This window comes from Streptomyces sp. NPDC051940 (assembly GCF_040680895.1).
In the GTDB taxonomy this organism is placed as follows: Bacteria; Actinomycetota; Actinomycetes; order Streptomycetales; family Streptomycetaceae; genus Streptomyces.
Genome location: NZ_JBFAXR010000059.1, coordinates 1 through 26,392 on the forward strand (window position 1 = coordinate 1; position 26,392 = coordinate 26,392).

Consider the following 26,392-nt stretch of genomic DNA (forward strand, 5'->3'; position numbering starts at 1 on the left):
TTCCCGTCCGGCGTGCGCGGACCGTGGGCCGGCGGGGGTGGGACGGATTCCCGTCCGGCGTGCGCGGACCGTGGGCCGGCGGGGGTGGGACGGATTCCCGTCCGGCGTGCGCGGACCGTGGGCCGGCGGGGGTGGGACGGATCCCCGCCCCGCGTGCCGCGGGCCGTGGGCCCGCGGGGATGGCACGGATCCCCGCCCCGCCTACGGCGACCACGCCGCGGCGTCACCCGCACATCAAGTCGGCGCAGTCGCGCACTGTCCGTACCGGCAAAAAACCCGTCCCGTATTTGTACACATACGGCCCATGACGCGCCCCCCGCCAAGGGCGCTAGCCTTATGGGCGTGATCAGCGCGATATCCGGCTGGAGCACCGTCGCTCCAGCCCCCTGCCCGGCGTCCGACCGGACGCCGGGGGCCGCTGATGCTCTGGACCGGTGCCTTCAGTCACATACGGCTGATATGGGCCCGGTCCTTCCCTATTCCGGCATACCGTCGATGCTGACCGGACACCCCGGGCCGCGGCGTGATGTGCCACCCGTTCCCACTAACGTCACGCAACGGCGCGCGACAGGAGCCAGAGGACATGCAGACCAAGCTGGACGAAGCCAAGGCCGAGCTGCTCAGCCGAGCCGCCAAGGTCGCCGAGAAGGGTGAGGGGGGACTGGCCCCCGACGCGCTCTCCGCGTACCTCCAGCGCTACTACCTGCACACCGCTCCCGAGGACATGGCAGACCGCGACCCGGTCGACGCCCTCGGGGCAGCGCTCGCGCACTACCGGCTGGCCCAGACCCGACCGCAGGGCACGGCCAACATCAAGGTCCACACCCCGACCGTCGAGGAGAACGGCTGGACGTCCAGCCACTCCGTGGTCGAGGTCGTCACCGACGACATGCCCTTCCTGGTGGACTCCGTCACCAACGAGCTGACCCGGCTGGGCCGCGGCATCCATCTGGTGATCCACCCCCAGGTGACCGTCCGCCGCGACGTGACCGGCAAGCTGCTGGAGGTGCTGCCCAAGCCCGGCGGCCAGCTCCCGCACGACGCCCTCACCGAGTCCTGGATCCATGTCGAGATCGACCGCGAGACCGACCGCGGCGATCTGAAGCAGATCACCACCGAGCTGCAGCGCGTGCTGTCCGACGTCCGCGAGTCCGTCGAGGACTGGCAGAAGATGCGCGACGCCGCCCTGCGGATCTCCGACGACCTGGCGAACGAGCCGCTGCCCCAGGACATCGGCGAGCGGGAGGTGGAGGAGGCCCGCGAGCTGATGCGCTGGCTGGCCGCCGACCACTTCACCTTCCTCGGCTACCGCGAGTACCAGCTCTCCCCGGAGAAGGACGGCGAGGAGCCCGACGGCGAGCTGACCGCCATCCCGGGCACGGGCCTGGGCATCCTGCGCTCCGACCCCAGTCACACCTACGCCCCCGGCACCAGCGAGTCCTTCCACCGGCTGCCCGCCGAGGCCCGCGCCAAGGCCCGCGAGCACAAGCTGCTGGTCCTCACGAAGGCCAACAGCCGCGCCACCGTGCACCGCCCGGCGTACCTCGACTACATCGGCGTGAAGAAGTTCGACGCCGCCGGCAACGTCGTCGGCGAGCGCCGCTTCCTGGGGCTGTTCTCCTCCGCCGCGTACACCGAGTCGGTGCGCCGCGTCCCCGTGATCCGCCGCAAGGTCGCCGAGGTGCTGAACCGGGCCGGCTTCACCCCGAACAGCCACGACGGCCGGGACCTGCTGCAGATCCTGGAGACGTACCCGCGCGACGAGCTGTTCCAGACCCCGGCCCCCGAGCTGCAGTCCATCGCCACCAGCGTGCTGTATCTGCAGGAGCGCCGCCGGCTGCGGCTGTTCCTGCGCCAGGAGGAGTACGGGCGCTACTACAGCGCCCTGGTCTACCTGCCGCGCGACCGCTACACCACGGGCGTCCGGCTGCGCCTGATCGACATCCTGAAGGAGGAGCTCGGCGGCACCTCCGTCGACTTCACCGCCTGGAACACCGAGTCGGTCCTGTCCCGCCTGCACTTCGTCATCCGAGTCGAGCCCGGCACCCCGCTGCGCGAGCTCACCGACTCCGACGTCCAGCGCATCGAGGCCCGCCTGGCCGACGCCTCCCGCTCCTGGGAGGACGGCTTCCACGAGGCGCTGCTCGCCGAGTGCGGCGAGGAGCGCGGCGCGGAGCTGGCCCGCCGCTACGGCAACGCCTTCCCCGAGGGCTACAAGGCCGACTTCTCCCCCCGTACCGCCGTGGCCGACCTGCAGCACTTCGAGCAGCTCGCCTCGGTCGGCGGCAAGAAGCGCTTCACGCTCAGCCTGTACGAGCCGGTGGGCGCCGGCCACGACGAGCGGCGGCTGAAGGTCTACGGCGCGGGCGCGCCCTTCTCGCTGACCAAGGTCCTGCCGGTGCTGCAGAACCTGGGCGTCGAGGTCGTCGAGGAGCACCCGTACGAGCTGCGCTGCACCGACGGCACCAGCGCCTGGGTCTCCGACTTCGCCCTCAAGCTCCCACCGCCCGCGAACGGCGGCGGGCACGAGCTCGGCGACGACGCCCGCGAGCGTTTCCAGGACACCTTCGCGGCCGTCTGGAACGGTCAGGCGGAGAACGACGCGTTCAACTCCCTGGTGCTGCGGGCCGGGCTGGACTGGCGTCAGGTGACGGTGCTGCGCGCGTACGCCAAGTACCTGCGCCAGGCGGGCTCGACGTTCAGCCAGTCGTACATGGAGGACACCCTCCGCAACAACGTCCACACCACGCGGCTGCTGGTCAGCCTCTTCCAGGCGCGGATGTCGCCCGACCACCAGCGGGCCGGCACCGAGCTCACGGACGGGCTGCTGGAGGAGCTGGACGGTGCGCTGGACCAGGTGGCCTCGCTGGACGAGGACCGCATCCTGCGCTCCTTCCTCACCGTGATCAAGGCGACCCTGCGCACCAACTACTTCCAGCAGGACAACGCCGGCAACCCGCACTCCTACGTCTCCTTCAAGCTCGACCCGCAGGCCATCCCGGACCTGCCGGCGCCGCGTCCGGCGTACGAGATCTGGGTGTACTCGCCGCGCGTCGAGGGCGTGCACCTGCGCTTCGGCAAGGTCGCGCGCGGTGGTCTGCGCTGGTCGGACCGGCGCGAGGACTTCCGTACCGAGATCCTCGGCCTGGTGAAGGCGCAGGAGGTCAAGAACACCGTCATCGTGCCCGTGGGCGCCAAGGGCGGGTTCGTCGGCAAGCACCTGCCGGACCCGTCCGTGGACCGCGAGGCGTGGCTGGCTGAGGGCATCGCCTGCTACAAGACCTTCATCTCCGGCATGCTCGACATCACCGACAACCTCGTCGGCGGCCAGGTCGTGCACCCGGAGGCCGTGGTGCGGCACGACGAGGACGACACGTACCTCGTGGTCGCGGCGGACAAGGGCACGGCGACCTTCTCCGACATCGCCAACGAGGTGGCCGTCAGCTACGGCTTCTGGCTGGGTGACGCCTTCGCGTCCGGCGGCTCCGCCGGTTACGACCACAAGGGCATGGGCATCACCGCCCGCGGCGCCTGGGAGTCCGTCAAGCGGCACTTCCGGGAGCTGGGCGTCGACTCGCAGACGGAGGACTTCACCGCCGTCGGCATCGGCGACATGTCCGGTGACGTGTTCGGCAACGGCATGCTGCTCAGCGAGCACATCCGGCTGGTCGCCGCGTTCGACCACCGGCACATCTTCATCGACCCGGACCCGGACGCCGCCACGTCGTACGCCGAGCGCCGCCGGCTGTTCGACCTGCCCCGCTCGTCGTGGGCGGACTACAACGAGGACCTGATCTCCGCCGGCGGCGGTGTCTTCCCGCGTACGGCGAAGGCGATCCCGGTCAGCGCGAAGGTGCGCGAGGCGCTGGGCATCGAGCAGTCCGCCGCCAAGATGACCCCGGCCGACCTGATGAAGGCCATCCTGCAGGCGCCCGTCGACCTGCTGTGGAACGGCGGCATCGGCACGTACGTCAAGTCCACCGCCGAGACCCACGCGGACGTCGGGGACAAGGCCAACGACTCGATCCGCGTCAACGGCGCCGACGTACGGGCGAAGGTCATCGGCGAGGGCGGCAACCTCGGCGCCACCCAGCTGGGCCGGATCGAGTTCTCCCGCGAGGGCGGCCCCGACGGCACCGGCGGGCGGATGAACACCGACGCCATCGACAACAGCGCCGGCGTGGACACCTCCGACCACGAGGTGAACATCAAGATCCTGCTGAACTCGGTCGTCGCCGACGGCGACATGACCGTCAAGCAGCGCAACAAGCTGCTCGCGGAGATGACCGACGAGGTCGCCGACCTGGTGCTGCGCACCAACTACGCGCAGAACACCGCGCTGGGCAACGCCGTCGCCCAGGCGCCCAGCCTGCTGCACGCCATGCAGCGCCTGATGCGCAAGCTGGTGCGCGACGGCCAGCTGGACCGGGCGCTGGAGTTCCTGCCGTCCGACAAGCAGATCCGGGACCGGCAGGCGTCCGGCCTGGGCCTCACCCAGCCCGAGCTGGCGGTGCTGCTGGCGTATATGAAGATCACCACCGCCGAGGAGCTGATCGGCACGGAGCTGCCGGACGACCCGTATCTGGAGCGGCTGCTCTTCGCGTACTTCCCCGAGGACGTGCGCGACCGCTTCGCCGAGCAGATCAAGGCCCATCCGCTGCGGCGCGAGATCATCACCACGGTGCTGGTCAACGACACGCTGAACACGGGCGGCACGACCTTCCTGCACCGGCTGCGGGAGGAGAGCGGGGCGTCCACCGAGGAGATCGTGCGGGCGCACACCGCCGCGCGGGCGATCTTCCGGCTCGGCGAGTTCTGGGACGCGGTCGAGGCACTGGACAACAAGGTGCCCGCCGAGGTGCTGACCCGGATCCGGCTGCACTCGCGGCGGCTGGTGGAGCGCGGTACGCGGTGGCTGCTCAACAACCGGCCGCAGCCGCTGCAGCTCACCGAGACGATCGAGTTCTTCTCGGAGCGGGTGGCCCAGGTGTGGTCGGCGCTGCCGGCGCCGCTGCGCGGGGCGGACGTGGAGTGGTACCAGGCGGTGCACGACGAGCTGATCGCCAGCGGCGTGCCGGCCGAGCTGGCGCTGCGGGTGGCCGGGTTCTCCTCGGCCTTCCCGATCCTCGACGTGGTGGCCGTCGCCGACCGGATGGGCATCTCGCCCATGGAGGTCGCGGACGTCTACTACGACCTCGGCGACCGGGTGCAGATCAGCCAGCTGATGGACCGGGTCATCGACCTGCCGCGCTCCGACCGCTGGCAGTCGATGGCGCGGGCCTCGATCCGTGAGGACCTGTACGCCGCGCACCAGCTGCTCACGGCGGACGTGCTCGCCGCGGAGGTCGACGGGCACCCCACGCCGGAGGAGCGCTTCAAGGCGTGGGAGCAGCGGAACGCGGCGATCCTCGGCCGTGCGCGGGCGACGCTGGAGGAGATCCAGAACTCCGACACGTTCGACCTCGCGAACCTGTCGGTCGCTATGCGGACGATGAGGACGCTGCTGCGCAGTAACCGGTGAGGGACCGCGCCGTCGGCGCGGGCACGTCGTCCGGGGGGCTGCGCCCCCCCGGGCCCCCTGCCTCGCGCCTGCGGCGCGTATCGGCGCTTCGCGCCTCGTCCTCAAACGCCGGACGGGCTTGAGTCGGCGCTTCGCGCCTCGTCCTCAAACGCCGGACGGGCTTGAGTCGGCGCTTCGCGCCTCGTCCTCAAACGCCGGACGGGCTTGAGTTGGCGCTTCGCGCCTCGTCCTCAAGCGCCGGACGGGCTTGATCGCGGCCCCGCTTCCTCTTACGGGAAGCGGGGTCGCCGCGTTTCTGCTTGATCGTGGTGGGCTAAATCGGGTATTCAGGTCAAATGGTGACCGTGGAACCCCGAGTGAATCCCGAGAGGTCCGGCGTCGTCGCCGCGTATCGAAAGGCGCTGCCCGTGTCCGTACGGCGGGCGATCGCCGACCGCTACCCCGTGCAGATGCGCCGCCAGGTCAAGGCCCGGATCGCGCATGTCGCGCCCGCTCGGCAGCTGGGGCGGCTGAAGGCCGCGGCGCACGCGCGGCGCTGGCGCGAACTGGCGCAGCCGCCGGGGCGGATCGTCGTGGTGGCCGGCGGGCAGCCGCGGATCGCCCATGTGCAGCGGGACTTGTCGCCCGTGCACGCGCGCCGCGCCGGACTGGCCGCCGTCACCAGGGCGCTGAAGACGGCCGGCGTCGAGTACTTCGCCGTCCGGGGCAGGCCGCGCGGCCCGAGCATCGTCGCCGTACCGGAGTCGCAGCGGCGCCGGGCGGTCGCCGCGCTGGCCCGGCTGGCGAAGGCGCAGCCCGCGTACGCCGGGGCGCCGGGGAAGCCGCCCGCGCCGGGGTTCGAGGCGGCGACCTGGCGGCGGCTCACGAACGCCCCGGTCGTCGCGCTGACCTGGTACCGGACCACGAAGTTCGGGGCGCCGGTGCTGGGCGAGGAGTACGCGTGCGAGGTGGAGTTCTGGGTGCACGAGGGCGACCGGCTGTACGCCCCGCGGCCGGAGCTGGTCACCGAGTCCGTGCCCGCGAACGACGGGACGGTGGTGCTGCCGGACGTGACCCCGTGGGGCTGCGGCCGGCTGAAGGTGCGGACCCGCAGGGAGTTCACGCATCCGCTGCCCGACGACATCCGCTTCCCCGTGGACGCCGTGTACACCTGGGTCGACGGCTCCGACCCGGCCTGGCTGCGCCGCCGCGCCCGCTACAGCGGCACCGCGTACCACCTGGAGGCCGCCAACGCCGCCCGCTACGCCGACCACGACGAGCTGCGCTACTCGCTGCGCTCGCTGGCCACGTACGCCCCCTGGATCCGCAACGTCTACCTCGTCACCGACGACCAGGTCCCGGACTGGCTGGACACCGCGCACCCGCGGCTGCGCGTGGTCAGCCACCGCGAGATCTTCCGCGACCCGTCGGTGCTGCCGACGTTCAACTCGCACGCGATCGAGAGCCAGCTGCACCACATCGAAGGGCTCAGTGAGCACTTCCTGTACTTCAACGACGACGTCTTCCTCGGCGCGGAGGCCCTCCCCCAGGACTTCTTCCTGGCCAACGGGCTGACGAAGTACTTCCCTTCGCCCGCGCTGGTGCCGCTCGGCTCACCCGGCGACGACGACGTGCCCGTCTCCGTCGCCGCCAAGAACAACCGCCAGCTGATCGAACGCCGTTTCGGCACCACGCCGGTCCAGAAGATGAAGCACACCCCGCACGCGCTGCGGCGCGGTGTGCTGGACGAGATCGAGAAGGAGTTCGCGCAGGAGCACGCCGCGACCGCCTCGCACCGCTTCCGCAGCCGCGCCGACCTGGCCATCCCCTCCTCGCTGCACCACTACTACGCCTTCCACACGGGCCGCGCGACCAGCGCCCGGATCCGGTACGCCTATCTGGACCTCTCCCATCCGGGCGCCGCCGTACGCCTGGACCGGCTGCTGGCGGAGCGCACCCGGACGGTCTTCTGCATCAACGACACGCTGTCGCTGGAGGAGGACGTCGCTGGGAACACGGCGCTGCTGCGGCCGTTCCTGCAGGCGTACTTCCCGGTACCGAGCCCGTACGAGCTGGGCGGGGAGGGATGATGCGGCTGCCGCGACTCCTGAGAGGGCTGCGGCGCCCGCGCCGGCCGCCCGTACTGCCCGCCTCGCACCTGTCGCTGCTCGACGGCCGCACCCTCAACCTCTGCGTCCGGCTCCCCGAGGACACCCGCCGCGCCGTGCTCGCCGGCTTCGGCGAGCTGACGCTGGGCGCGGGGACGTTCCCCGCGGGGCGCGTCGAGGGCACCGTGCCGCTGCGGGTCGAGGTGACGACGACGCGCGGCCGGCGGCGGGTGTACGCCGTACGGGCGCCGGGCGCGCGCGCCGGGGACGGACCGACGCGGGCCGAGCCGGGGCATCCGGTGGGCCTGTGCGCAGACCCGGGCGGCGCCGCGCTGCGGCGGGCGGAGGCGGTACCCGGGGCGGAGGTGGAGCACGTCGACGTGGGGTGGACGCGCCTGGCGGTACGCGGGCGGCTGACCGGGCTGCGCCCGCTCGGCGCGGTGGCCGAGCTGGCGCCGCGGGGTGCCGAGGCGGCGGTGGCGCTGCCCACCGAGTGGGACGGCGACCGGTTCACGGCGTACCTCGGGGCCGCCGAGCTGGCCGGGACACCGCGCGAGCAGACGTACGACCTGTGTCTGCGCGTCCCGGGGCACGGCCGGCCGCTGCGCATGGGCCGGCTGCGGACCGACGTCACCGCCCCCAAGCAGGTCTACCGGCTCCCGGACCGGCTGCTGTTCACGCCCGCCGGCGACCGCGTGCGCGTCGCCCCGTACTACACCCCGACCGGCCGGCTGGCCCTGACCGCGGAGCACGTCTGTTGAGGATCACCTTCCTGATCACCTGGCTCGACGAGATGGGCGGCACGGAACAGGCCGTCCTCACCCAGGCGCGGCACCTCGCCGCGGCCGGGCACGAGGTCGAGGTGCTCAGCGCCTTCCGTACCCGGGCCGAGTCGTTCTTCGCGGCCGGGGACGGCGTGGCCGTGCGCTACCTCGTCGACCGCACCGGCCCGTGCCCCCGGCCCGTACGGCCGCACACCCTCAGCGACGACGAGTGCCGCGCGCTCGCCGGGCGCGGCAGCGCGCTCGTCGACCCGCGCTGGGAGCCGACCTTCGACCAGCTGTCGGACGTCGAACTGGACCTCGCCCTGCGCACCCTGCGGACGGACGTCGTCGTCACGTCCTCCCCGGCGCTGATGTCGGCGGTCGCCGACCTCGTCCCCGCCGCGGTCGTCACCGTCCACCAGGAGCACCGCGCCTCGCAGCTGCGCGGCGACACCGGCGGGCCGCTGCTGGCGCGGGCGCCGGAGCTGGACGCGCTGGTCGTGCTGACGGACTGGACGAAGGGCTGGTTCGAGGAGTCGCTGGGCGCCGCCGCGCCCCGGCTGGAGACGATCCCGAACGCGATCCCCGAGGGCTTCCGCCCGCGCTCCCTGCGCGCGGGCAGGACGGTCGTCGTCGCGTCCCGCCTCGCGGCCGGCAAGCAGGTCGACCACGCCGTCATCGCCTTCGGCAAGGCGCTGGTGGAGCATCCGGGCTGGCGGCTGCGGATCTTCGGCGACGGTCCGCTGGCGGGCCGGCTGCGCCGGCTCGTCGGCGAGCTGGGGCTGCATAACAGCGTCGAACTCCTCGGCGCCACCCGCCATATGGCCGACGAGTGGGCGAAGGCGTCGCTCACCGTGCTGACCTCGCAGGCCGAGGGCTTCGGCCTGGTGCTGGCCGAGGCCCAGGCCGCCGGCGTGCCCGCGGTGGCGTACGACGTGCCGACCGGGCCGGCGGAGATCATCCGGCACGGGGTGGACGGGCTGCTGGTGCCGGCCGACGACAGCGAGGCGCTGGCCGCCGCCATGGGCCGGCTGATGGGCGACGAGGAGCTGCTGCACGGGCTCGGCGGCAACGCCCTGCTCGGGGCGGAGCGCTTCGCCGCTCCTGTGGTCAACGCCCGCTGGGAGGCGCTCCTTTCGGAGCTGTACGCCGGGCGTACGAGCCCCGCGCGCCTGGCGCGCCGCGCCGACCGGACGGCGCGGCGCAGGGCGCTCACGGCCGGGGGCGGCTTCCAGCCGCGCGCCACCGCCTCGCGGGTGTCGCCGTCGGCGGGGGAGCAGCGCGAACGCGAGGAAGAACTGGCCGCCGCCCGCCCGGCTCTGGTCCGCTCGGCCGGCCAGCTCGCCGAGGTCCGCGACGACCTGCTCGCCGCCGACGCGTACGAGACCAACCTGCGGCTGGCCGCCGACGCCCTGGAACAGGCCCGCGTCCCGTACGTCCTGCTGCGCGGCACCCTCGACCACCCGCACCGCCGCCTGGCGGTGGACGCGGACCTGCGCGGCGCCGTGTACCGGGCGCTGGCCGCCGCCTACGCCGGGCAGGCGGTCTACGCCGAGCTGATGAAACCCGTGACGGACGCGCCCGGCGCGGTGCTCGCCGAGCGGCTGCCGGAGCTGGGCCAGGTCGGCGGACTGCGGCTGTACCGGCCGTACGTCACCGGCGGGCGCACGCTGCGCTACGGCCCGCTGTTCGGCTGCGACATCGAGTTCTGGGCGCGGGGCGAGGAGCAGACGTACGAGACGCCCACCCGCCCCCACGCGCTCGGCGCCGTGCTGCCGACCGCCCGCCCCGACGCCGAGACCGTGGTCGGCGGCCGGGCGTACAGCACGCTGGACCTCTTCGCCGACCGTCTGATCACCGACATCGACTTCCCGGTGGACGCCGTCTACACCTGGGTCGACGACTCCGACCCGGCCTGGCGCGCCCGGCTGGACGCCCGCCGCGCGGAGCTGGGCCTGGAGCCCGCCGGGGTCACCGCGAGCGGCACCGCCGGCGACGCCCCGGTCCGCTTCCGCAACCGCGACGAACTGCGCTACAGCCTGCGCTCGCTGGCCATGCACGCCCCGTGGATCCGCCGGATCTTCCTGGTCACGGACGACCAGACCCCGGCGTGGCTGGCGGCGGAGCACCCGGGCCTGACGGTCGTACCGCATCGCGCGATCTTCGCCGACGCGTCCGCGCTCCCGGTGTTCAACTCGCACGCGATCGAGGCGCAGCTGCACCGGATCGAGGGCCTGGCGGAGCACTTCCTGTACTTCAACGACGACGTCTTCCTGGGCCGCACCGTCACGCCGACCCAGTTCTTCCGCTCCAACGGCGACACCCGCTTCTGCTGGTCCCCGACGGCGATCCCGCCCGGCCCGGCGACGGAGGACGACGAGCCGGTGTTCGCGGCGGCCAAGAACAACCGCGCCCTGCTGCGCGCCCGCTTCGGGGCGATCCCCACGCACTGCTTCCTGCACACCCCGCACCCGCTGCGCCGCAGCGTCCTGCACCGCCTGCACGAGGAGTTCCCGGAGGCCCTGACCCGTACGGTGCACTCCCCCCTCCGCGACTGGCGCGACGTGTCCGCCCTGTCCTCCCTGGCCCACCACTACGGCTACCTCACCGGCACGGCGGAACCGGGCGCCCTGCGCTACGCCTACGTGGACGTGGGCCGGCGCGAGCAGCACGCCCGGCTGAGCGCGCTGCTCGCGGGGCGGGGGAGGGACGCATTCTGCCTGGGCGAGGGGCCGGCGGGGGACGTACCGGAGGGGGAGCAGGCGGAGGTCCTGCGGGCGTTCCTGGAGGCCTATTTTCCGGTCAAGGGGCCGTACGAGGCATAGGGCCGCCGCGACTGCGGGGTGCTGACCGTACCGTCATATCGGGGCATCAGGTGCGTATTGGGCTGACCGGGTGCACCTGTTCGGGGAAACGTGACGGGTTTGCGGCGCGCCGCGTTGGCCCGGGCGTCGGATCCGTATCTCCGGGAGGCCCTCATGACCCTCACCAGCGTCGGCGGTGAACCCGCCGTCTTCGTACGGGGAGAGCGCGCCTACGTCGGATCGCCCGAGTTCTCCGATCCCGGGCGGCGCGACGGGCACGAGCTCTTCGACGTCACCGAGATCACCGCACGGCGGATCGCCGCGCAGCGGCTGGAGCTGTCCGCCGCCGTGTGGGAGCGCGCTGCGGGCGGGCGGCCGCTCGGGCTCATGCTCGTCGCGCACAGTTCGCTGCCGGATCTGCGGTCGATGGGCGAGACGCCCGTGCGGGTGAACAACGGGGCGGTGGCGGAGCTCATCAGCCTCGCGCCGTCGGCGGGCGGCACGGAGATCGTCGTACGCATCCGGCCGTGGGGGCTGCCCGCGATGTGGCCCGTGGGGCTGCGGGTGTGCGCCCTCGGGGTGATCCGTGAGGCGTCGGTGCCGGCCGGGCTGGTGCTGCCCCGGCAGGTGTTCCGGCGCGGGCTGCGGCGGCTCCGGGCCGAGGGCGCCATCGATCCGCTGGGGCGGCTGGTGGTGCTGACGTCGCGCGGGCGGTGAGACGGGCCGGCCGTCCGGGCGGCGGGCCGGAGCCCACCGCCCGTACGGCCGGGGCGGCTACTTCACCGCGCCCGCCATCACGCCGGACACGAACTGCCGCTGGAACGCGAAGAACACGATCAGCGGGATGACCATCGAGATGAAGCCGCCCGGCGCGATCACGTCGAAGTTGGCGCCGTACTGCCGCACCTCCTGCTGCAGCGTCACGGTGATCGGCGCGTTCGACGGGTCCGCGAAGATCAGGGCGATGAGCAGGTCGTTCCACACCCACAGGAACTGGAAGATGCCCAGCGCCGCGATCGCCGCGCCGGCCAGGGGCATCACGACCCGGAAGAACAGCCGGAACTCGCTCGCCCCGTCCAGCCGCGCCGCCTCCAGCAGTTCGCGGGGGATCTCCGCGAAGAAGTTGCGCAGCAGGAAGATCGCGAACGGCAGCCCGAACGCCGTGTGGAACAGCACCACACCGGTGATCGTGTGGAAGATGCCGAGGTCCCCGAAGAGACGCGCCAGCGGGATCAGCGCCACCTGTACGGGCACCACCAGCAGGCCCACCACGGTCAGGAACAGCCAGTCGCGGCCCCGGAATTCCATCCACGCGAAGGCGTAGCCGGCCAGCGAGCCGATCAGCACCACCAGCAGCGTGGACGGCACGGTGATCAGCACGGTGGTGAGCAGCGACTTCATGACGGTGTCGTTGCTCAGCAGCGCGTCGTAGTTCTCGAACGTCAGCTGGCTGGGGGCGGTGAAGACCTTCCACCAGCCGGACGCCGAGTAGTCGGCCGTCGTACGCGCCGACGAGATCAGCAGGCCGATCGTGGGCAGCAGCCAGAACAGCGCGACCGCGATCAGGAACAGCTGCACGAGGCCGCCGCTCGTCCGGGCCGCGAGCCGCGCCCCCAGCGAGCGCCTGGCCCGTACGGTCTGGTCCTCGGCCTTCGAGGGCCGGGCGGCGGGGGAAAGGGAAGCCGTCTCGGTGGTCATCGGCGCTTCTCCCTCTGCAGCCGCCGGATGTTGATGATCATCACGGGGATCACGAGCAGCAGCAGGATCACCGAGATGGCGCTGGCGACGCCGTGATCGGGCTGGGGGGTGCCGATGCCGACCCGGTAGAGCATGGTCGCCAGTACGGCGGCCTCGTCCTGCGAGGTGCTGGGCGCGATGACGTACACCAGGTCGAAGATCTTGAGTACGTTGATCATCAGCGTCACCAGCACCACGATCAGCACCGGCGCCAGCACCGGCACCGTGATCCGCCGGAACACCTGCCACTCGTTGGCCCCGTCCACCCGGGCCGCCTCCAGCAGCTCGCGCGGCACACCGGCCAGCCCGGCGGCGATCAGCACCATGGCGAAGCCCGCCCACATCCAGACGTACGCGCTGATCACCCCCCACGTGACCACGTCGGGGCCGAGCCAGTCGACGCCCTTGTACGCCTCCGCGAAGTTCGAGGACGGCAGCCGCAGTCGGGCGCCGTCCGCCGCGGCGGGGAGGGTGAAGGTGCCGTCGGCCGCGGTCTTCGCGCTCGCCACCACCTCGCCGTCCTTGACCGCCTGCACGGTGATGCCCTTCAGGGCCTTCTCACCCTCGTCGATCCGGCTGAGCTCGTTGCGGCCCTCCTTCGGCGGCCGGAAGTCCAGCCAGACCGTGCCGCTCACCCCGTCGCCCGCCGCTTGCGGCTGGGCGGCGGGCTCGGCGCCGGAGACCTCGGCGGGCTTCAGGCCCACCACCGGCAGCACGGCGGTGGCCCCGGCGGCCACCGGATCACGGGTGGTGAAGCCGCCGCCCGCCGACTTCTCCAGCGGGGAGCCGCCGTTGGTACGCCCGTTCGCCCCGGGCCAGGGGGAGGACTCGGCGAACGAGTCGTGCACGGTGGTCCACATGGCGTTGGCCAGGCCGCGCTCCGGCTCCGCCTCGTACACCAGCCGGAAGATGATGCCGGCGGCGAGCATGGAGATCGCCATCGGCATGAAGACGACCAGCTTGAACGCCGTGCCCCAGCGCACCCGTTCGGTGAGCACGGCGAAGACGAGGCCCAGCGCCGTACAGACCACCGGGGCCACGGCCACCCAGATCAGATTGTTCTTGATCGCGGTGAAGAGGGTGTCGTCGGTGAAGAGTTCGGTGTAGTTGTCCAGTCCGATGAAGCTCGAGCCGTCCTGGTCGAACAGGCTCCGGTAGACCGAGTAGACGATGGGATACGCGACGAGCGCGCCGAGCAGCACCAGGGCCGGAAGCAGGAAGGTACCCGCGATCCAGCCCCGCGTGCCGGTGACCGATTTCCGGGGGCGCGGCGGCGTGGTGGTGCCGGCGGCGGTCTCGGACACACCGCCGGCACCACCCACGGCACCCGCCCCGCCTGGGGCGGCGGTGGCCATGGGTGAACGCTCCGGTCCCCGTCAGTTCCCGAACGCCTTGGCGGCCTCGGTCTCCAGCACCTGCTGCGCGCCCGCCACGTCGTCGGGCTTCGCCAGGAAGTCCTGCAGCGCCTTCCACTCGCCCGCGCCGTCGGTGCCGCCGAACGCGGCCGGCGCCTGGTCGGACATGTCGAAGCGGAAGTCGTCGCCCGCGGCGATGACGGCCTCGGCGATCGTGCGCTGCACGTCGTTCGGGTACGCGTCCGACTTCACGGTCTTGTTCGGCGAGGTGTAACCGCCCTGCTGCGCCATCAGCGTGGCCGCCTCGGTGGAGGCGAACCAGGTCTGCAGCGCGTGGGCGCCCTTGTTGTCGTTCAGTACGACGGCGGCGTCACCGGCCGTCACCACCGGGGACTCGTCGCCCACCGCCGGGAACGGGAACACCTTCGCGTCCGTGCCGATCTCCGCCTTCGTCTCGCTGATCGACGCCGCCGAGAAGTCGCCTTCGTACGCCATGGCGGCCTTCGGGTTCTCCAGATCGGTGAAGGGCATCTTCATCGAGTCCGGGAACTCCGTCTTCAGCGCCCCGGCCTTCCCGCCGGCCAGCAGATCGTCGTTGCCCCACAGCTGGGCGAGCGAGTCCAGCGCGCTCTTCACAGAGGGGTCGGTCCACTTGATCTCGTGCTTGGCGAGCTTGTCGTACATCTCCGGGCCGGCCTGGGAGAGATAGACGTTCTCGAACCAGTCGGTCAGGGTCCAGCCGTTCGCGCCGCCCACGGACACCGGCGGTACGCCGGAGTCGGCGATGGTCTGCGCGGTGCTGACGAACTCGTCCCAGGTCTTGGGCTCCTCGACGCCGGCGCCCTCGAACGCGGCGGAGTTGTACCAGATCAGGGACTTGCTGGCGGCCTTCCAGTAGACGCCGTACTGCTTGCCGTCCACGGCTCCGAGGTCCTGCCAGGCCTGGGCGTAGTTCTTCGTCATCTGGGCCTGGGTCTCGGCGGCCATCGGTTTGGCCCAGCCCTTCTGTACGAACTCGGCCAGCACGCCCACCTGGGGCACCATCACGATGTCGGGGGCCTTGCCCCCGGCGACCTGGGTGGCGACGAAACCGGCCACGTTGTCCCCGGTGGGGACGAAGTTGACGGTGGCGCCGGTGCGTTTGCTGAACTCGTCCAGGACCTTCTTGAAGTTGTCCTGCTCGGTGCCCGTCCACACCGCGCCGACGGTCAGCGTCGTGCCGTCGAGCTTGGGGAGCTGTACGCCGCTCCCGCCTCCTTCTGTGGCCTTGTCATCGGTGCCGCCGCTTCCGCCGCTGTCGTCGTCGCCGCACGAGGCTGCGCCCAGGGCCAGCAGGCCCGCGCTGAACAGTGCTAATGCGGTGCGCGCGGTTCGCCGCGGGCGTGTCGTCCGGTGTGATCTGCTCATACCAGCCTCCCCTGGAGCCTGTCCCGTGCGTCTGGTCTACGCCCGCATGTGCCGGGTGGCAATACCGCCTTCCGCGTCAAGCGGGGCATCGTGACCTTGCTGTGACGGGTACGGTTCCTGCGCCCGTCGGGTGGGCGTGGGGTATGGGGTTCTTGTGGGGTTCTCAGGGGTTCTCCGGGGGGTCGCGTACCCCGGGGCGGGGTGTATACGTCCCGGGCGGAGCGCCGAAGCGCGCCGGCGCAACCCGCAGAGGCGGCGGGAGGCTACGCCCGAACCCGCGCCGCCTCCGCCCCCGCGGACTGCGCGGCGCGCTGCAACGCGCTTGCCAGGAGCGCGAGATCCGTCGGCCCGTTGCCCAGCTCCCGCAGCGGGCGCGACGTGGGCGGCGCGCCCATCCGGGCCCACTCCACGGGGACGACCGTGGGCCGCGCCGTCGCCGTGCGCGGGATACGGCCCGTCACCCGGCCCGCCTGGAACGGGACGGGCATCGAGCCGGAGCGATGCAACTCGCCCCGGCCGGGCGGCACATCGGGCCCCGTTCCGAGGCGGACCAGCAGGGTCGCCTCGGCCCGCGCCGTCGTACCCGCCGTCCGCTCCGGTCGCCCCGTCGCGGCGATCAGGTCCAGCCCCAGCCGGGCCCCCTCCCGCGCCACCGCGTCCAGCGCCCGTACGACGGAGCCCGCCGCCGGCCGCGCCGGGCTGCCCAGTGAGGGGGCGACCAGCGCGTCGTAGTCGTCGACGACCACGACCAGCCGGGGCTGCGACTCCAGCGCCCGCTGCGCGGCCCGCCGCCGCGCCTCGGGGGAGACCTCCGCCTCGGCCGCCCGCCCGTGCGGCTCCTGTGCGCGCAGCGAGAGCGTGGCGCTGGGCGGCGGATCCAGATCGCCGTCGGCGGGCGCGGGACGCTGCCCCGGCAGGGGGTGCGAGCCGAAGGACGCCGCGAGCACCTCCGCCCGCCGCTTCAGCTCACCGGCCAGGGACTGGGCGAACTCCCGCATCCGGACCGGATCGTTGGCGGGGAGGTACGTCGAGACGTGCGGCAGGTCCGTACAGACCCGCAGGCCCTCGCCGCGCTCCGCCCCGCCTCCGTCGATCAGCACGAGCTGCAGCCGGTCGGGCCGCTCCGACGCCGCCAGCGAGGCCGCGAGGGAGCGCAGCAGCTCCGTCTTGCCCGACCCCGGCAGCCCCTCGACGAACACATGGTGCATCCCGTCCGCCGCGAGGTCCGCCTCCAGCGGCCCCCGCGGTCCGGCGCCGAAGACCGCCAGCGCGCGGGTCCGCTCGGCCCACCGCGCGGTGAGCGCCGTGGGCGTGGCGCGGGCCAGGCCCAGCTCGTCCAGCAGCCGTACCGATTCGGGCAGTTCGCCCGCCGGCCGCTCGCCGCCGTCGCGCGGCCCGAGGTCGCGCAGCGGCGCCAGGGCGCGGGCGAGGCGCTCCGCCCAGGCGGCGGAGACCGCGTCGACCGTGCCGGGCTCGCCGGAGAGCCCCTCGCCGTGTCCGTCGGCGACCGCCGCGGCGAACCAGCCGCCGCCCGACGACGCGTGCGGGTCGGGCCCCGGTCCGTACAGCCACGCCTGCCCCGTGCCGTACGCCGTGCCCGTCTCGCCCCGCGGCGGCTGGGCGGCCGTCGCGGGGCGCCGCAGCAGCCGCAGCCCCGTGGCCACGTCGCCGCTGAGCATGGCGACGGCCCCGCACTCGGCGAAGCCGGGGGTGTACGCGCCGGCCGCCTCGTAGCCCGCGGTGAGCGGGGACGCCGGGGAGGCGGAGGGGGTCTCGGCGAGGCAGAGCAGATGGATGCCCGCGGCCGGACCGCGCACGGCCAGCCGCGTGACCGCGTCCCGTACGTCCGCCGGACCCGGATCGCCGTCGACGACGACGACCGTGTGCGCGGGACCGCCCGGGTCCACCTCCAGCCGGCGCAGCAGCTCGCCGAGCCGGGCGGCGGCCTGCTCCCTGTCGTACGCCGTGAGCAGCCGGCAGTCCTGTCCGCGCAGCGGACGCAGCTGCGGCAGCCAGCCGAGCCACGACCAGTCCTGCAGCCGCTGGGCGAGCGGCCGCGACCGGTCGGAGGCCAGCAGGACGAGCTCCAGCTCGTCCGTGGCGTGCAGCGTGGCCAGCTGGGCCAGCACGGAACGGGCCAGCCCCGTCAGCCGGGGACGCGGACCCGCCAGGCCCAGCGACCCCGCCTCCCGCAGGGATACGACGAGGGGGTCGGGACGGCCGGGGCCGTCGGCCGTGCCGAGGCGGACGGTCAGCGCGTCCGGGTGCTCCGCGTCGCGTTCGCCCAGCCGCGTGCTGCTGCGGGGGGCGCTTCGGGTGCCGCTTCGGGGGGCGCCGCCGCCCAGCGCCGTCAGTAGTACCTCGGCGGGGTCGGGCCAGCGTTCGCGGTGCGGCTGCTCGGGCAGCCGGCGGGGCTCGGCGGTCTCCGCCTCCGCCTCCGGTACGGGGCGGGCGGAGGGGTCGGACGCCGCGCCGCCCGAGAAGCGGCGGGCCCAGCCCTTCAGGCCCCCGCGGCGGGCGCCCTGGGGGTCCGTGCCCTGGGCGTCGAGGGGCGGGGCGGGCGTGCCGCGGAGGGGGGTGGCGCCGGGGCCGGGGACGATCAGGCCGTTGCCGTGGGTGCCGCCGGTCAGGTGTGTGCTGTCGCCGGTGTGGGTGCCGCCGGGGTCGGGTGCCCACACGGGGGCGGAGTCCGGGACCTGGGCGTGCTCGGGGCTGGCGGCGGGGCGCGTCGCGCCGCCTCGGCTGCCGCCGTCGCCGCTCAGTCGCAGCACGGACTCGCCGATGCGGAGGAGGGCGCCCGGGCGCAGGGGCACCGGCTGCGGTCCCACGGATACGCCGTCGACGGTCGTGCCGTTCGTCGAGCCCAGGTCCGCGACGTGGGCGCGGCCGTCCTCGGCCACGGTCACCACGCAGTGCAGGCGGGAGACGTCCGGGTCGTCGATGGGCACCTCGGCGTCGGCGGAGCGGCCGATCCGCACCTGGCCCCCGTGCAGCAGATGGACGCCGCCGGCGTCCGGGCCCGCCGCCACCAGGAGGCGCACGGGAGCCTCGGCGTGCTCGCCGGGCACACCGGGGCCGCCCAGGCTCAGCACCGCGCCGTCCACGAGCGGGGGCTCTCCCAGGGTGCTCCGGTCCGGGTCCAGCAGCCGCTCGCCGGCGAACAGGGTCGCGGCCCCGCCACCGGCCTGCGGCGCGGTGCCTCCGCCGGCTGCCGCGGCGGCGTCCGCGAGCCCCACCGCCACGGCGGACAGCGGCGTACCGGAAGGCGCGGTGACGAGCACGTCCACGCTCGAACCCCGCGCGCCCTGGGGGCCCCGTGGTCCCAGGACGGTCATCCGGATCTGCATCGTCGCTCACCGGCCCCTTCTGGCATAAGTGCGTGCCCCGCATCTTCGCATCTCCCACCGACACCCCGCGCCGGGGCCACAGTTGGCGGATCTTGATTGGCCGTGAGAGGTCGGTAAATGGCTGGTTGGGTTCGTGAATGTCCGGTAGGTGGAGGAGGCTGGGGACGGGGGGTCCGGGGGTCGGGGCGCCCCGCACCCCGACCACGGCGAACCGCGCCGCACCCCGTACGGACCCGCGACGCAACCATCCGCCCACCCCGCCGCGTCCAACCCAACACCTCGCCGCCCCGGCGCTGCGCCGCGAGCCGCCGTACAACAGTCCGAAGAGGGAACCCGCCCAGCTAGAGTGGGCGCTCAAGCAAGAAGAGTGACCGTATGACGGGGACCAGACAGCGAGACAGCGTCACCGGCCAGGTGACACGCACCGACAGGGAGCACATGACGTGCGGCCGGTAGGCAGCAAGTACCTGCTCGAGGAGCCGCTCGGGCGCGGCGCCACGGGCACCGTCTGGCGTGCCCGCCAGCGTGAGACGGCGGGCGCGGAAGCCGCCGTGGCGGGCCAGCCCGGTGAGACGGTCGCGATCAAGGTCCTCAAGGAGGAGCTGGCGAACGACCCGGACGTGGTGATGCGCTTCCTGCGCGAGCGCTCCGTCCTGCTCCGCCTGACCCACCCCAACATCGTCCGGACCCGCGACCTCGTCGTCGAGGGCGACCTCCTCGCCCTGGTCATGGACCTGGTCGACGGCCCGGACCTGCACCGCTACCTCCGCGAGAACGGCCCCTTCACTCCGATCGCCGCCTCCCTGCTCACCGCGGGCATCGCGGACGCGCTGGCGGCCAGCCACGCCGACGGCATCGTGCACCGGGACCTGAAGCCCGCCAACGTGCTGCTCGCCGGCAACGACAGCGCCGGCGGGCGCATGCACCCGATGCTGACCGACTTCGGCATCGCCCGGCTCGCGGACTCGCCCGGGCTGACGCGCACCCACGAGTTCGTCGGCACCCCGGCGTACGTCGCGCCGGAGTCCGCCGAGGGCCGCCCGCAGACCTCCGCGGTCGACATCTACGGCGCCGGCATCCTGCTGTACGAGCTGGTCACCGGCCGTCCGCCGTTCACCGGCAGCTCCGCCCTGGAGGTGCTCCACCGGCATCTGCAGGAGGAGCCGCAGCGCCCCGGCAACATCCCCGACCCGCTGTGGACGGTCATCCGGGCCTGTCTGCGCAAGAACCCGGACGAGCGCCCCAGCGCCGAGAGCCTCGCGCGCGGTCTGCGCGCCGTCGCCGCCGGCATCAGCGCGCACGCGAGCCCCGAGCAGATCACCGCGGCCGTCGGCGTGGCCGCCCTGCTCGTCCCGGACGCGGCGCCCACCGCCGTACCCGGCAGCGGGATCCCGGGCGCCGCGGACCCGACCCAGGTGCTGCCGTCGCGCGGCGGCCCGGCGGGCAGCGAGGACCGTACGCAGATGCTGCCGTCGCACGGCGCGCCTCCGATGTACGACCCGAACGCCGCGACAAGCATGATGCCCGGCGCCGGCGGCGACCGGGGCGAGGACCGTACGCAGATGATGCCCCCGGCCCAGCAGGAGCCGGAGGGCCCGCATCCCTGGCAGACGCAGATGAGCCGGCTGCGGGACCGCAACGAGCAGACCCAGCAGGTCGGTTACATCGCCCCGGACGAGGACCCGCTGCGCCGCCGCCCGCACCGCCAGGTGCAGCGCGACCAGGGCGGTTACGGACACCAGGGTTACGACCAGGGCCCGCCGCCCCCGCAGGCACCCCAGCGCCGCCGCGAGCCCCAGCCGCAGCAGCGGTACGCCCCGCCCTCCCCGCCGCAGCAGCGGCCGCCGGCCCCCGCGCCCGAACCGCGCCGCGACCGCGGCCGCAACCCCAACCGGATGCGGATCCCCGGTCTGGGCTGCCTCAAGGGATGCCTGTTCGTGCTGGTGCTGCTCTTCCTGGGCGGCTGGGCGGTCTGGGAGCTGACACCGCTCAAGGACGCGGTGGCCGAGGGCAGGAGCTACTGGGACCAGATCTCCGACACGTACACCGAGGTCAAGGACTGGATAGGCGATATCACCGGCCTGATGGACGACGCGAACGACGTCAAGGACGGCGTGGACGGCGTCAAGGAGGGCGTGGAGGACGCGGGGAACGGGCTGCGCTGACCGCAGCCGCCGCACACCGGGCCGCCGCCGTGGCATGCGGTCGGAGGCCGCCCGAGCACCCGCGGGTGCGCTGACCTTGGAGATTTGTCGACACCCAAAGGGTGTTTTACCGGGGACCGGCGCACCCAACCCACCCTCACCCGCGTAGTTTTATCGCCATGGCACGGAGAATCGGCAGCCGGTACACCGCGAACCAGGTGCTCGGCAGAGGCAGCGCGGGCACGGTGTGGCTCGGCGACGGACCCCAGGGGCCGGTGGCCATCAAGCTCCTCCGCGAGGACCTCGCGGAGGACCGCGAACTCGTCGGCCGCTTCGTCCAGGAGCGCAGCGCCCTGCTCGGCCTGGACCACCCGCACGTCGTCGGCGTACAGGACCTCGTCGTCGACGGGAACGACCTCGCGCTGGTGATGGAACTCGTCCGCGGCACCGATCTGCGCACCCGCCTCGACCACGAGCGCCGGCTCGCCCCCGAGGCCGCCGTCGCCGTCGCCGCGGACGTCGCCGACGCGCTGGCCGCCGCGCACGCGGCCGGGGTCGTGCACCGCGACGTCAAGCCCGAGAACGTCCTGCTGGACTCCGCCGCCCCGGCCGGCCCCGGTGGCGCGCCGCCCGCGCTGCTCACCGACTTCGGCATCGCCAAGCTGATCGACGCCCCCAGCCGCGCCCCGCAGCCCGCGGGGGTCCGGATCCCCTCCCAGCGCCGCGTGATCGGCACCCCCGACTACCTCGCCCCGGAGATCGTCGAGGGCCTCCCGGCGCGCGCCGCGGTCGACATCTACGCCCTGGCCACCGTCCTGTACGAGCTGCTCGCCGGCTTCACGCCCTTCGGCGGCGGCCACCCCGGCGCGGTGCTGCGCCGCCATGTCACGGAGACGGTGGCCCCGCTCCCCGGCATCCCCGACGAGCTGTGGCAGCTGATCGTGCAGTGCCTGGCCAAGGCCCCCGCCTCCCGGCTGCGCGCCGCCGAGATGGCCACCGCCCTGCGCGCGGTCCTCCCGGACCTCAAGGGCATGCCCCGGCTCGACGTGGACGAGCCGCACGAGCCCACGTCCGCGTACGACCCGGATCCGGCGTACGAGCCCGCCCCGCCGTCCGACGAGCGGCCGCTGCGCGGCGCGGTCCCCCTGGTCCACGGGCACGCCCCCGACTCCAACCGGGACACCCACACCAGCATGCGCGTCCCCTCCGCCGAGGAGCTCGCCGGCGGCGCCCTGGGCACGGCCCGCGTCCCGCGCGTCCCCGGCACCCCGCGTCCCGGCTCGGCCAGGCACCGCGCCGCGGCCCGTACCCGCAAGATCCGTCTGGTGGTCGCTGTCGCCGGCGTCGTCGTGGTCACGGGCGGCCTCGTCGGCTGGCTGGCCGCGGACGCGGACGGGGCGGAGCGGCCCGCGCGGGAGACCGGGCACTCGGCACCCGCGGCCCCCTGACCTGCGGTCCCACCGATCGGAGCCGAACGCGCGCTCACGTCTGCCGGTGACAGCCGTTAGGCTGTCACCGTGGCAGTACTCGACTTCGCTGAAGCGCTCAAAGACCTCCGGACGACCATGGAGTCGATCGTGGCCGTCCTCGACCTCGACAAGCTGCGAGGTGAGGCCGCCGCGCTCGAGGAGCGGGCCGCCGATCCCGGGCTCTGGGACGACCCCGAGAACGCCCAGAAGGTCACCAGCCAGCTCTCCGCCGTGCAGAACCAGATCCGCAAGGTGGAGGAGCTGAGCAGCCGGCTCGACGACGTCGAGGTGCTGCACGAGCTGGCCGAGGCGGAGGGGGACGCGGACTCCCTGCAGGAGGCCGAGAGCGAGCTGGAGACCGCCCGCAAGGACATCGACGAGCTCGAGGTCCGCACGCTGCTCTCCGGCGAGTACGACGCCCGTGAGGCGATGGTGACCATCCGCGCCGAGGCCGGCGGCGTCGACGCCTCCGACTTCGCGGAGCAGCTGCAGCGCATGTACCTGCGGTGGGCCGAGCGCAAGGGCTATCCGACGGAGGTCCTCGACACGTCGTACGCCGAAGAGGCCGGCATCAAGTCGACGACCTTCGCCGTGAAGGTGCCCTACGCCTACGGCACGCTCTCCGTCGAGCAGGGCACGCACCGCATGGTCCGTATCTCGCCCTTCGACAACCAGGGCCGCCGCCAGACGTCCTTCGCGGGCGTCGAGGTGCTGCCGGTGGTGGAGCAGACGGACCACATCGAGATCCCCGAGAACGAGATGCGGATCGACGTCTTCCGGTCGTCCGGTCCCGGTGGTCAGTCCGTGAACACGACGGACTCCGCGGTGCGTATCACGCACCTGCCGACCGGCATCGTGGTGTCCTGCCAGAACGAGAAGTCCCAGATCCAGAACCGTGCGGCTGCGATGCGGGTGCTGCAGGCGCGTCTCCTTGCCCGTCGCAAGGAGGAGGAGCAGGCGCGGATGAACGCGCTGAAGGGTGATACGGCGGGGTCCTGGGGCAACCAGATGCGGTCGTATGTGCTGCAGCCGTACCAGATGGTCAAGGATCTGCGGACGGAGCACGAGGTCGGTAATCCGCAGGCCGTCCTTGACGGGGAGCTGGACGGGTTCCTCGAGGCGGGTATCCGCTGGCGCAAGCAGCAGGAGAAGGTCGCCTAGCCCCCGCCGCCCCCTCGCCTTCCGCTGCGGGGGCTCCGCCCCCGACCCCCCTTGCGGGCTGCGCCCGCGTCGCGCCTGACGGCGCTCGTCCTCAGACGCCGGACGGGCTGATTCTCGCCTCGCGCCGGCTGACGCAGATCGGCGCTGCGCGCCTCGTCCTCAGACGCCGGACGGGCTGGAGGTCGCCTTGCATCGGCTGACGCGGATCGGCGCTGCGCGCCTCGTCCTCAAGCGCCGGACGGGCTGAGGGGGTGGTGCGGTCGCGGTGGGAGGGTGCCTGGGTCTCGGGGCGGGCCCTGTTCGTGGGCGCCGGGGGTGGGCCCCCGTTCGTAGGCGCCGGGGGTGACCTGGGGAGACGGTGACGGGTGGTGTGTGGGTGGGGGCAATCCCCGCGCCGGAGGCGCGGGGCGGCGCCGGCCCCAGGCGAAACCCGCACAACAAGAGGAGCGCTAAGCCGTCTGGTGTTCCAGGAACAGCACCGCGGCCACAGCCGCCAGCAGCGCCAGCAACCAGAGCATCATCGCGGGCGTGACGGCGAACCCCGACTCCCGCTGGAGGCGCTCCCTGCTCGCCCTGCAGACGGGGCAGCGCCCCTCACTCACTGGCCCCGCGCAGTTGGCGCACACCAGCCAGTCGCGTGTCATGCGCTCTCCTCCTCCCCACCCCGTGGACCGAGCTCTCCCTCTCTACTGTGCCAGCTCCGCGCGGATTCAGCGCGCGGCTCCGTGTCCCCGTACCCTCCCGCGTGCCCCCGACCAGCCGGGAAAGCCCAGCGCAATGCCCGGATTGTCCCTTGCGCAAGCGTGACGAAACGCACCAACCACGCTCGGCGACTGCGCACCCGCCCCGGCTTCGCGTAAGGTCGCCACCGACCGACAGGGAGCCAGCGCCGTGATCCGATTCGACAACGTCACGAAGATCTACCCCAAGCAGAACCGACCCGCTCTGCGGGATGTCTCTCTCGACATCGAGAGAGGCGAGTTCGTGTTCCTGGTGGGGTCCTCCGGCTCCGGCAAGTCCACCTTCCTCCGGCTGATCCTCCGCGAGGAGCGCACCACGCACGGCCAGGTGCACGTCCTCGGCAAGGATCTGAACCGGCTGTCCAACTGGAAGGTCCCGCACATGCGGCGCCAGCTGGGCACCGTCTTCCAGGACTTCCGGCTGCTGCCGAACAAGACCGTGGGCGAGAACGTCGCCTTCGCCCTCGAGGTGATCGGCAAGCCGCGCGGACAGATCCGCAAGACCGTCCCCGAGGTGCTGGACCTGGTCGGCCTGGCAGGCAAGCAGGACCGCATGCCGGGCGAGCTCTCCGGTGGTGAGCAGCAGCGCGTGGCCGTGGCCCGCGCCTTCGTCAACCGCCCCATGCTGCTGATCGCCGACGAGCCCACCGGAAACCTCGACCCCCAGACCTCGGTCGGGATCATGAAGCTGCTGGACCGGATCAACCGGACCGGCACCACCGTGATCATGGCCACCCACGACCAGCAGATCGTCGACCAGATGCGCCGGCGCGTGATCGAACTCGAGAAGGGCCGCCTCGTCCGCGACCAGTCGCGCGGTGTCTACGGATACCAGCACTGAGCCCGCGGACCTCGCCCCCACGAGCGGTCCCCTCTAGCTGAAAGGACGGGCATGCGCGCCCAGTTCATCTTCTCGGAGATCGGCGTCGGCCTCCGGCGCAATCTCACGATGACCTTCGCGGTCGTCGTCTCCGTGGCCCTGTCGCTGGCCCTGTTCGGATCGGCCCTGCTGCTGAACAAGCAGGTCGACACGATGAAGGGGTACTGGTACGACAAGGTCAACGTCTCGATCTTCTTCTGCAACAAGGCGGACCAGGAGACCTCCCCGAACTGCTCCAAGGGCGCCGTCACCAAGGAGCAGAAGGACGCGATCAAGGCCGACCTCGACAAGCTGGACGTCGTCGAGAACGTGCAGTTCGAGTCCTCGCAGGAGGCGTACCGCCACTACAAGGAGCAGTTCGGCGACTCGCTGATGGCCGGTTCGATCACGCCGGACCAGATGCAGGAGTCGTACCGCATCAAGCTGAAGGACCCCACCAAGTACGAGGTGGTCTCCAGCGCCTTCGCCGACCGCCCCGGCGTCCAGGAGGTCCAGGACCAGCGCAACCTGCTGAAGAACCTCTTCGAACTGCTGCGGAACATGAACGCGGCGGCGGTCTTCATCATGGCGCTGATGCTGGTCGTGGCGCTGATGCTGATCGTGAACACGGTGCGCGTCTCGGCGTTCAGCCGACGGCGCGAGACCGGGATCATGCGCCTGGTGGGTGCCTCGAGCTTCTACATCCAGATGCCGTTCATCATGGAGGCGGCCGTCGCCGGTCTGCTCGGCGCGTCCCTCGCCTGTGTGATGCTCGTCGCGGGCCGCTACTTCATGATCGACCACGGGATGTCGCTGGCGGAGAAGCTGCCGCTCATCAACTTCATCGGCTGGGACCAGGTGATAAGAGTCCTGCCGCTGGTGCTCGCGGTCGGTCTGCTGATGCCCGCCGTTGCCGCTTTCGTCGCCCTGCGCAAGTACCTGAAGGTGTGAGATAAGCGGCAGCCCGTGCGGGTGCGGCTGTGGGCAACTCGCCTTG

At 72.7% G+C, this 26,392-nt stretch carries 15 protein-coding genes; 10 read left to right on the forward strand and 5 right to left on the reverse strand.

Going from position 1 to position 26,392, the window contains the following annotated elements; translation table 11 throughout:
* The first annotated feature begins 583 nt into the window (after positions 1 to 583).
* From AB0M28_RS22575 to AB0M28_RS22595, 5 genes are all read left to right on the forward strand, one after another.
* The gene (locus tag AB0M28_RS22575; RefSeq protein WP_365407688.1) at positions 584 to 5,521 is read left to right on the forward strand and encodes an NAD-glutamate dehydrogenase; all 4,938 of its coding nucleotides are present in this window, start codon (positions 584 to 586) and stop codon (positions 5,519 to 5,521) included.
* Between the two features lie 335 nt (positions 5,522 to 5,856).
* Positions 5,857 to 7,590, forward strand: coding sequence for a stealth family protein (locus AB0M28_RS22580; RefSeq protein ID WP_365407691.1), 1,734 nt, complete (start codon positions 5,857 to 5,859; stop codon positions 7,588 to 7,590).
* Entirely contained in the window at positions 7,590 to 8,369 is a 780-nt protein-coding gene (locus AB0M28_RS22585; protein ID WP_365407694.1) for a hypothetical protein, read from the forward strand. The genes AB0M28_RS22580 and AB0M28_RS22585 overlap by 1 nt, the downstream gene beginning before the upstream one ends.
* Positions 8,366 to 11,197 carry a stealth conserved region 3 domain-containing protein gene (locus AB0M28_RS22590; protein ID WP_365407696.1) on the forward strand — a complete coding sequence of 944 codons (2,832 nt, stop codon included), beginning with the start codon at positions 8,366 to 8,368 and terminating at the stop codon, positions 11,195 to 11,197. The genes AB0M28_RS22585 and AB0M28_RS22590 overlap by 4 nt, the downstream gene beginning before the upstream one ends.
* Positions 11,198 to 11,350: 153 nt before the next feature.
* Positions 11,351 to 11,893, forward strand: a complete 543-nt coding sequence (locus tag AB0M28_RS22595; RefSeq protein WP_365407699.1) for a hypothetical protein — start codon at positions 11,351 to 11,353, stop codon at positions 11,891 to 11,893.
* A gap of 57 nt (positions 11,894 to 11,950) precedes the next feature.
* Here the strand turns inward: AB0M28_RS22595 and AB0M28_RS22600 are convergent, their stop codons facing one another.
* From AB0M28_RS22600 to AB0M28_RS22615, 4 genes are all read right to left on the reverse strand, one after another.
* Positions 11,951 to 12,874: a carbohydrate ABC transporter permease gene (locus AB0M28_RS22600; RefSeq protein ID WP_365407702.1), complete on the reverse strand. Its 924-nt coding sequence runs from the start codon at positions 12,872 to 12,874 to the stop codon at positions 11,951 to 11,953.
* Positions 12,871 to 14,268, reverse strand: coding sequence for a sugar ABC transporter permease (locus AB0M28_RS22605; protein WP_365407704.1), 1,398 nt, complete (start codon positions 14,266 to 14,268; stop codon positions 12,871 to 12,873). The genes AB0M28_RS22600 and AB0M28_RS22605 overlap by 4 nt, the downstream gene beginning before the upstream one ends.
* Before the next feature lie 21 nt (positions 14,269 to 14,289).
* A complete protein-coding gene (locus tag AB0M28_RS22610) occupies positions 14,290 to 15,675 on the reverse strand; it encodes an ABC transporter substrate-binding protein (protein ID WP_365407707.1) in 1,386 nt (461 codons plus the stop codon).
* A 263-nt stretch (positions 15,676 to 15,938) separates the two neighbouring features.
* Entirely contained in the window at positions 15,939 to 19,022 is a 3,084-nt protein-coding gene (locus AB0M28_RS22615; RefSeq protein WP_365407710.1) for an FtsK/SpoIIIE domain-containing protein, read from the reverse strand.
* Between the two features lie 443 nt (positions 19,023 to 19,465).
* Between AB0M28_RS22615 and AB0M28_RS22620 the strand changes: the two genes are divergently transcribed.
* From AB0M28_RS22620 to prfB, 3 genes are all read left to right on the forward strand, one after another.
* On the forward strand, positions 19,466 to 21,187 hold the full coding sequence (locus AB0M28_RS22620; RefSeq protein ID WP_365407713.1) for a protein kinase: 1,722 nt from the start codon (positions 19,466 to 19,468) through the stop codon (positions 21,185 to 21,187).
* A 158-nt stretch (positions 21,188 to 21,345) separates the two neighbouring features.
* On the forward strand, positions 21,346 to 22,614 hold the full coding sequence (locus tag AB0M28_RS22625; protein WP_365407716.1) for a serine/threonine-protein kinase: 1,269 nt from the start codon (positions 21,346 to 21,348) through the stop codon (positions 22,612 to 22,614).
* A gap of 69 nt (positions 22,615 to 22,683) precedes the next feature.
* Positions 22,684 to 23,796: a peptide chain release factor 2 gene (gene prfB, locus AB0M28_RS22630; RefSeq protein ID WP_365407719.1), complete on the forward strand. Its 1,113-nt coding sequence runs from the start codon at positions 22,684 to 22,686 to the stop codon at positions 23,794 to 23,796.
* A 449-nt stretch (positions 23,797 to 24,245) separates the two neighbouring features.
* On the opposite strand, the gene AB0M28_RS22635 is transcribed toward prfB, so the two are convergent.
* Positions 24,246 to 24,440 (reverse strand): hypothetical protein, encoded by a 195-nt coding sequence (locus AB0M28_RS22635; RefSeq protein ID WP_365407722.1) that lies wholly within the window; start codon positions 24,438 to 24,440, stop codon positions 24,246 to 24,248.
* Positions 24,441 to 24,687: 247 nt separating this feature from the next.
* Here AB0M28_RS22635 and ftsE point away from each other — a divergent pair, with 247 nt between their 5' ends.
* Both ftsE and ftsX read left to right on the forward strand, forming a co-directional pair.
* Complete coding sequence (ftsE, locus tag AB0M28_RS22640) at positions 24,688 to 25,377, forward strand: cell division ATP-binding protein FtsE (protein WP_365407725.1); 690 nt, start codon at positions 24,688 to 24,690, stop codon at positions 25,375 to 25,377.
* 51 nt (positions 25,378 to 25,428) lie between these two features.
* Entirely contained in the window at positions 25,429 to 26,346 is a 918-nt protein-coding gene (gene ftsX / locus AB0M28_RS22645) for a permease-like cell division protein FtsX (protein WP_365407727.1), read from the forward strand.
* Positions 26,347 to 26,392 lie beyond the last annotated feature (46 nt).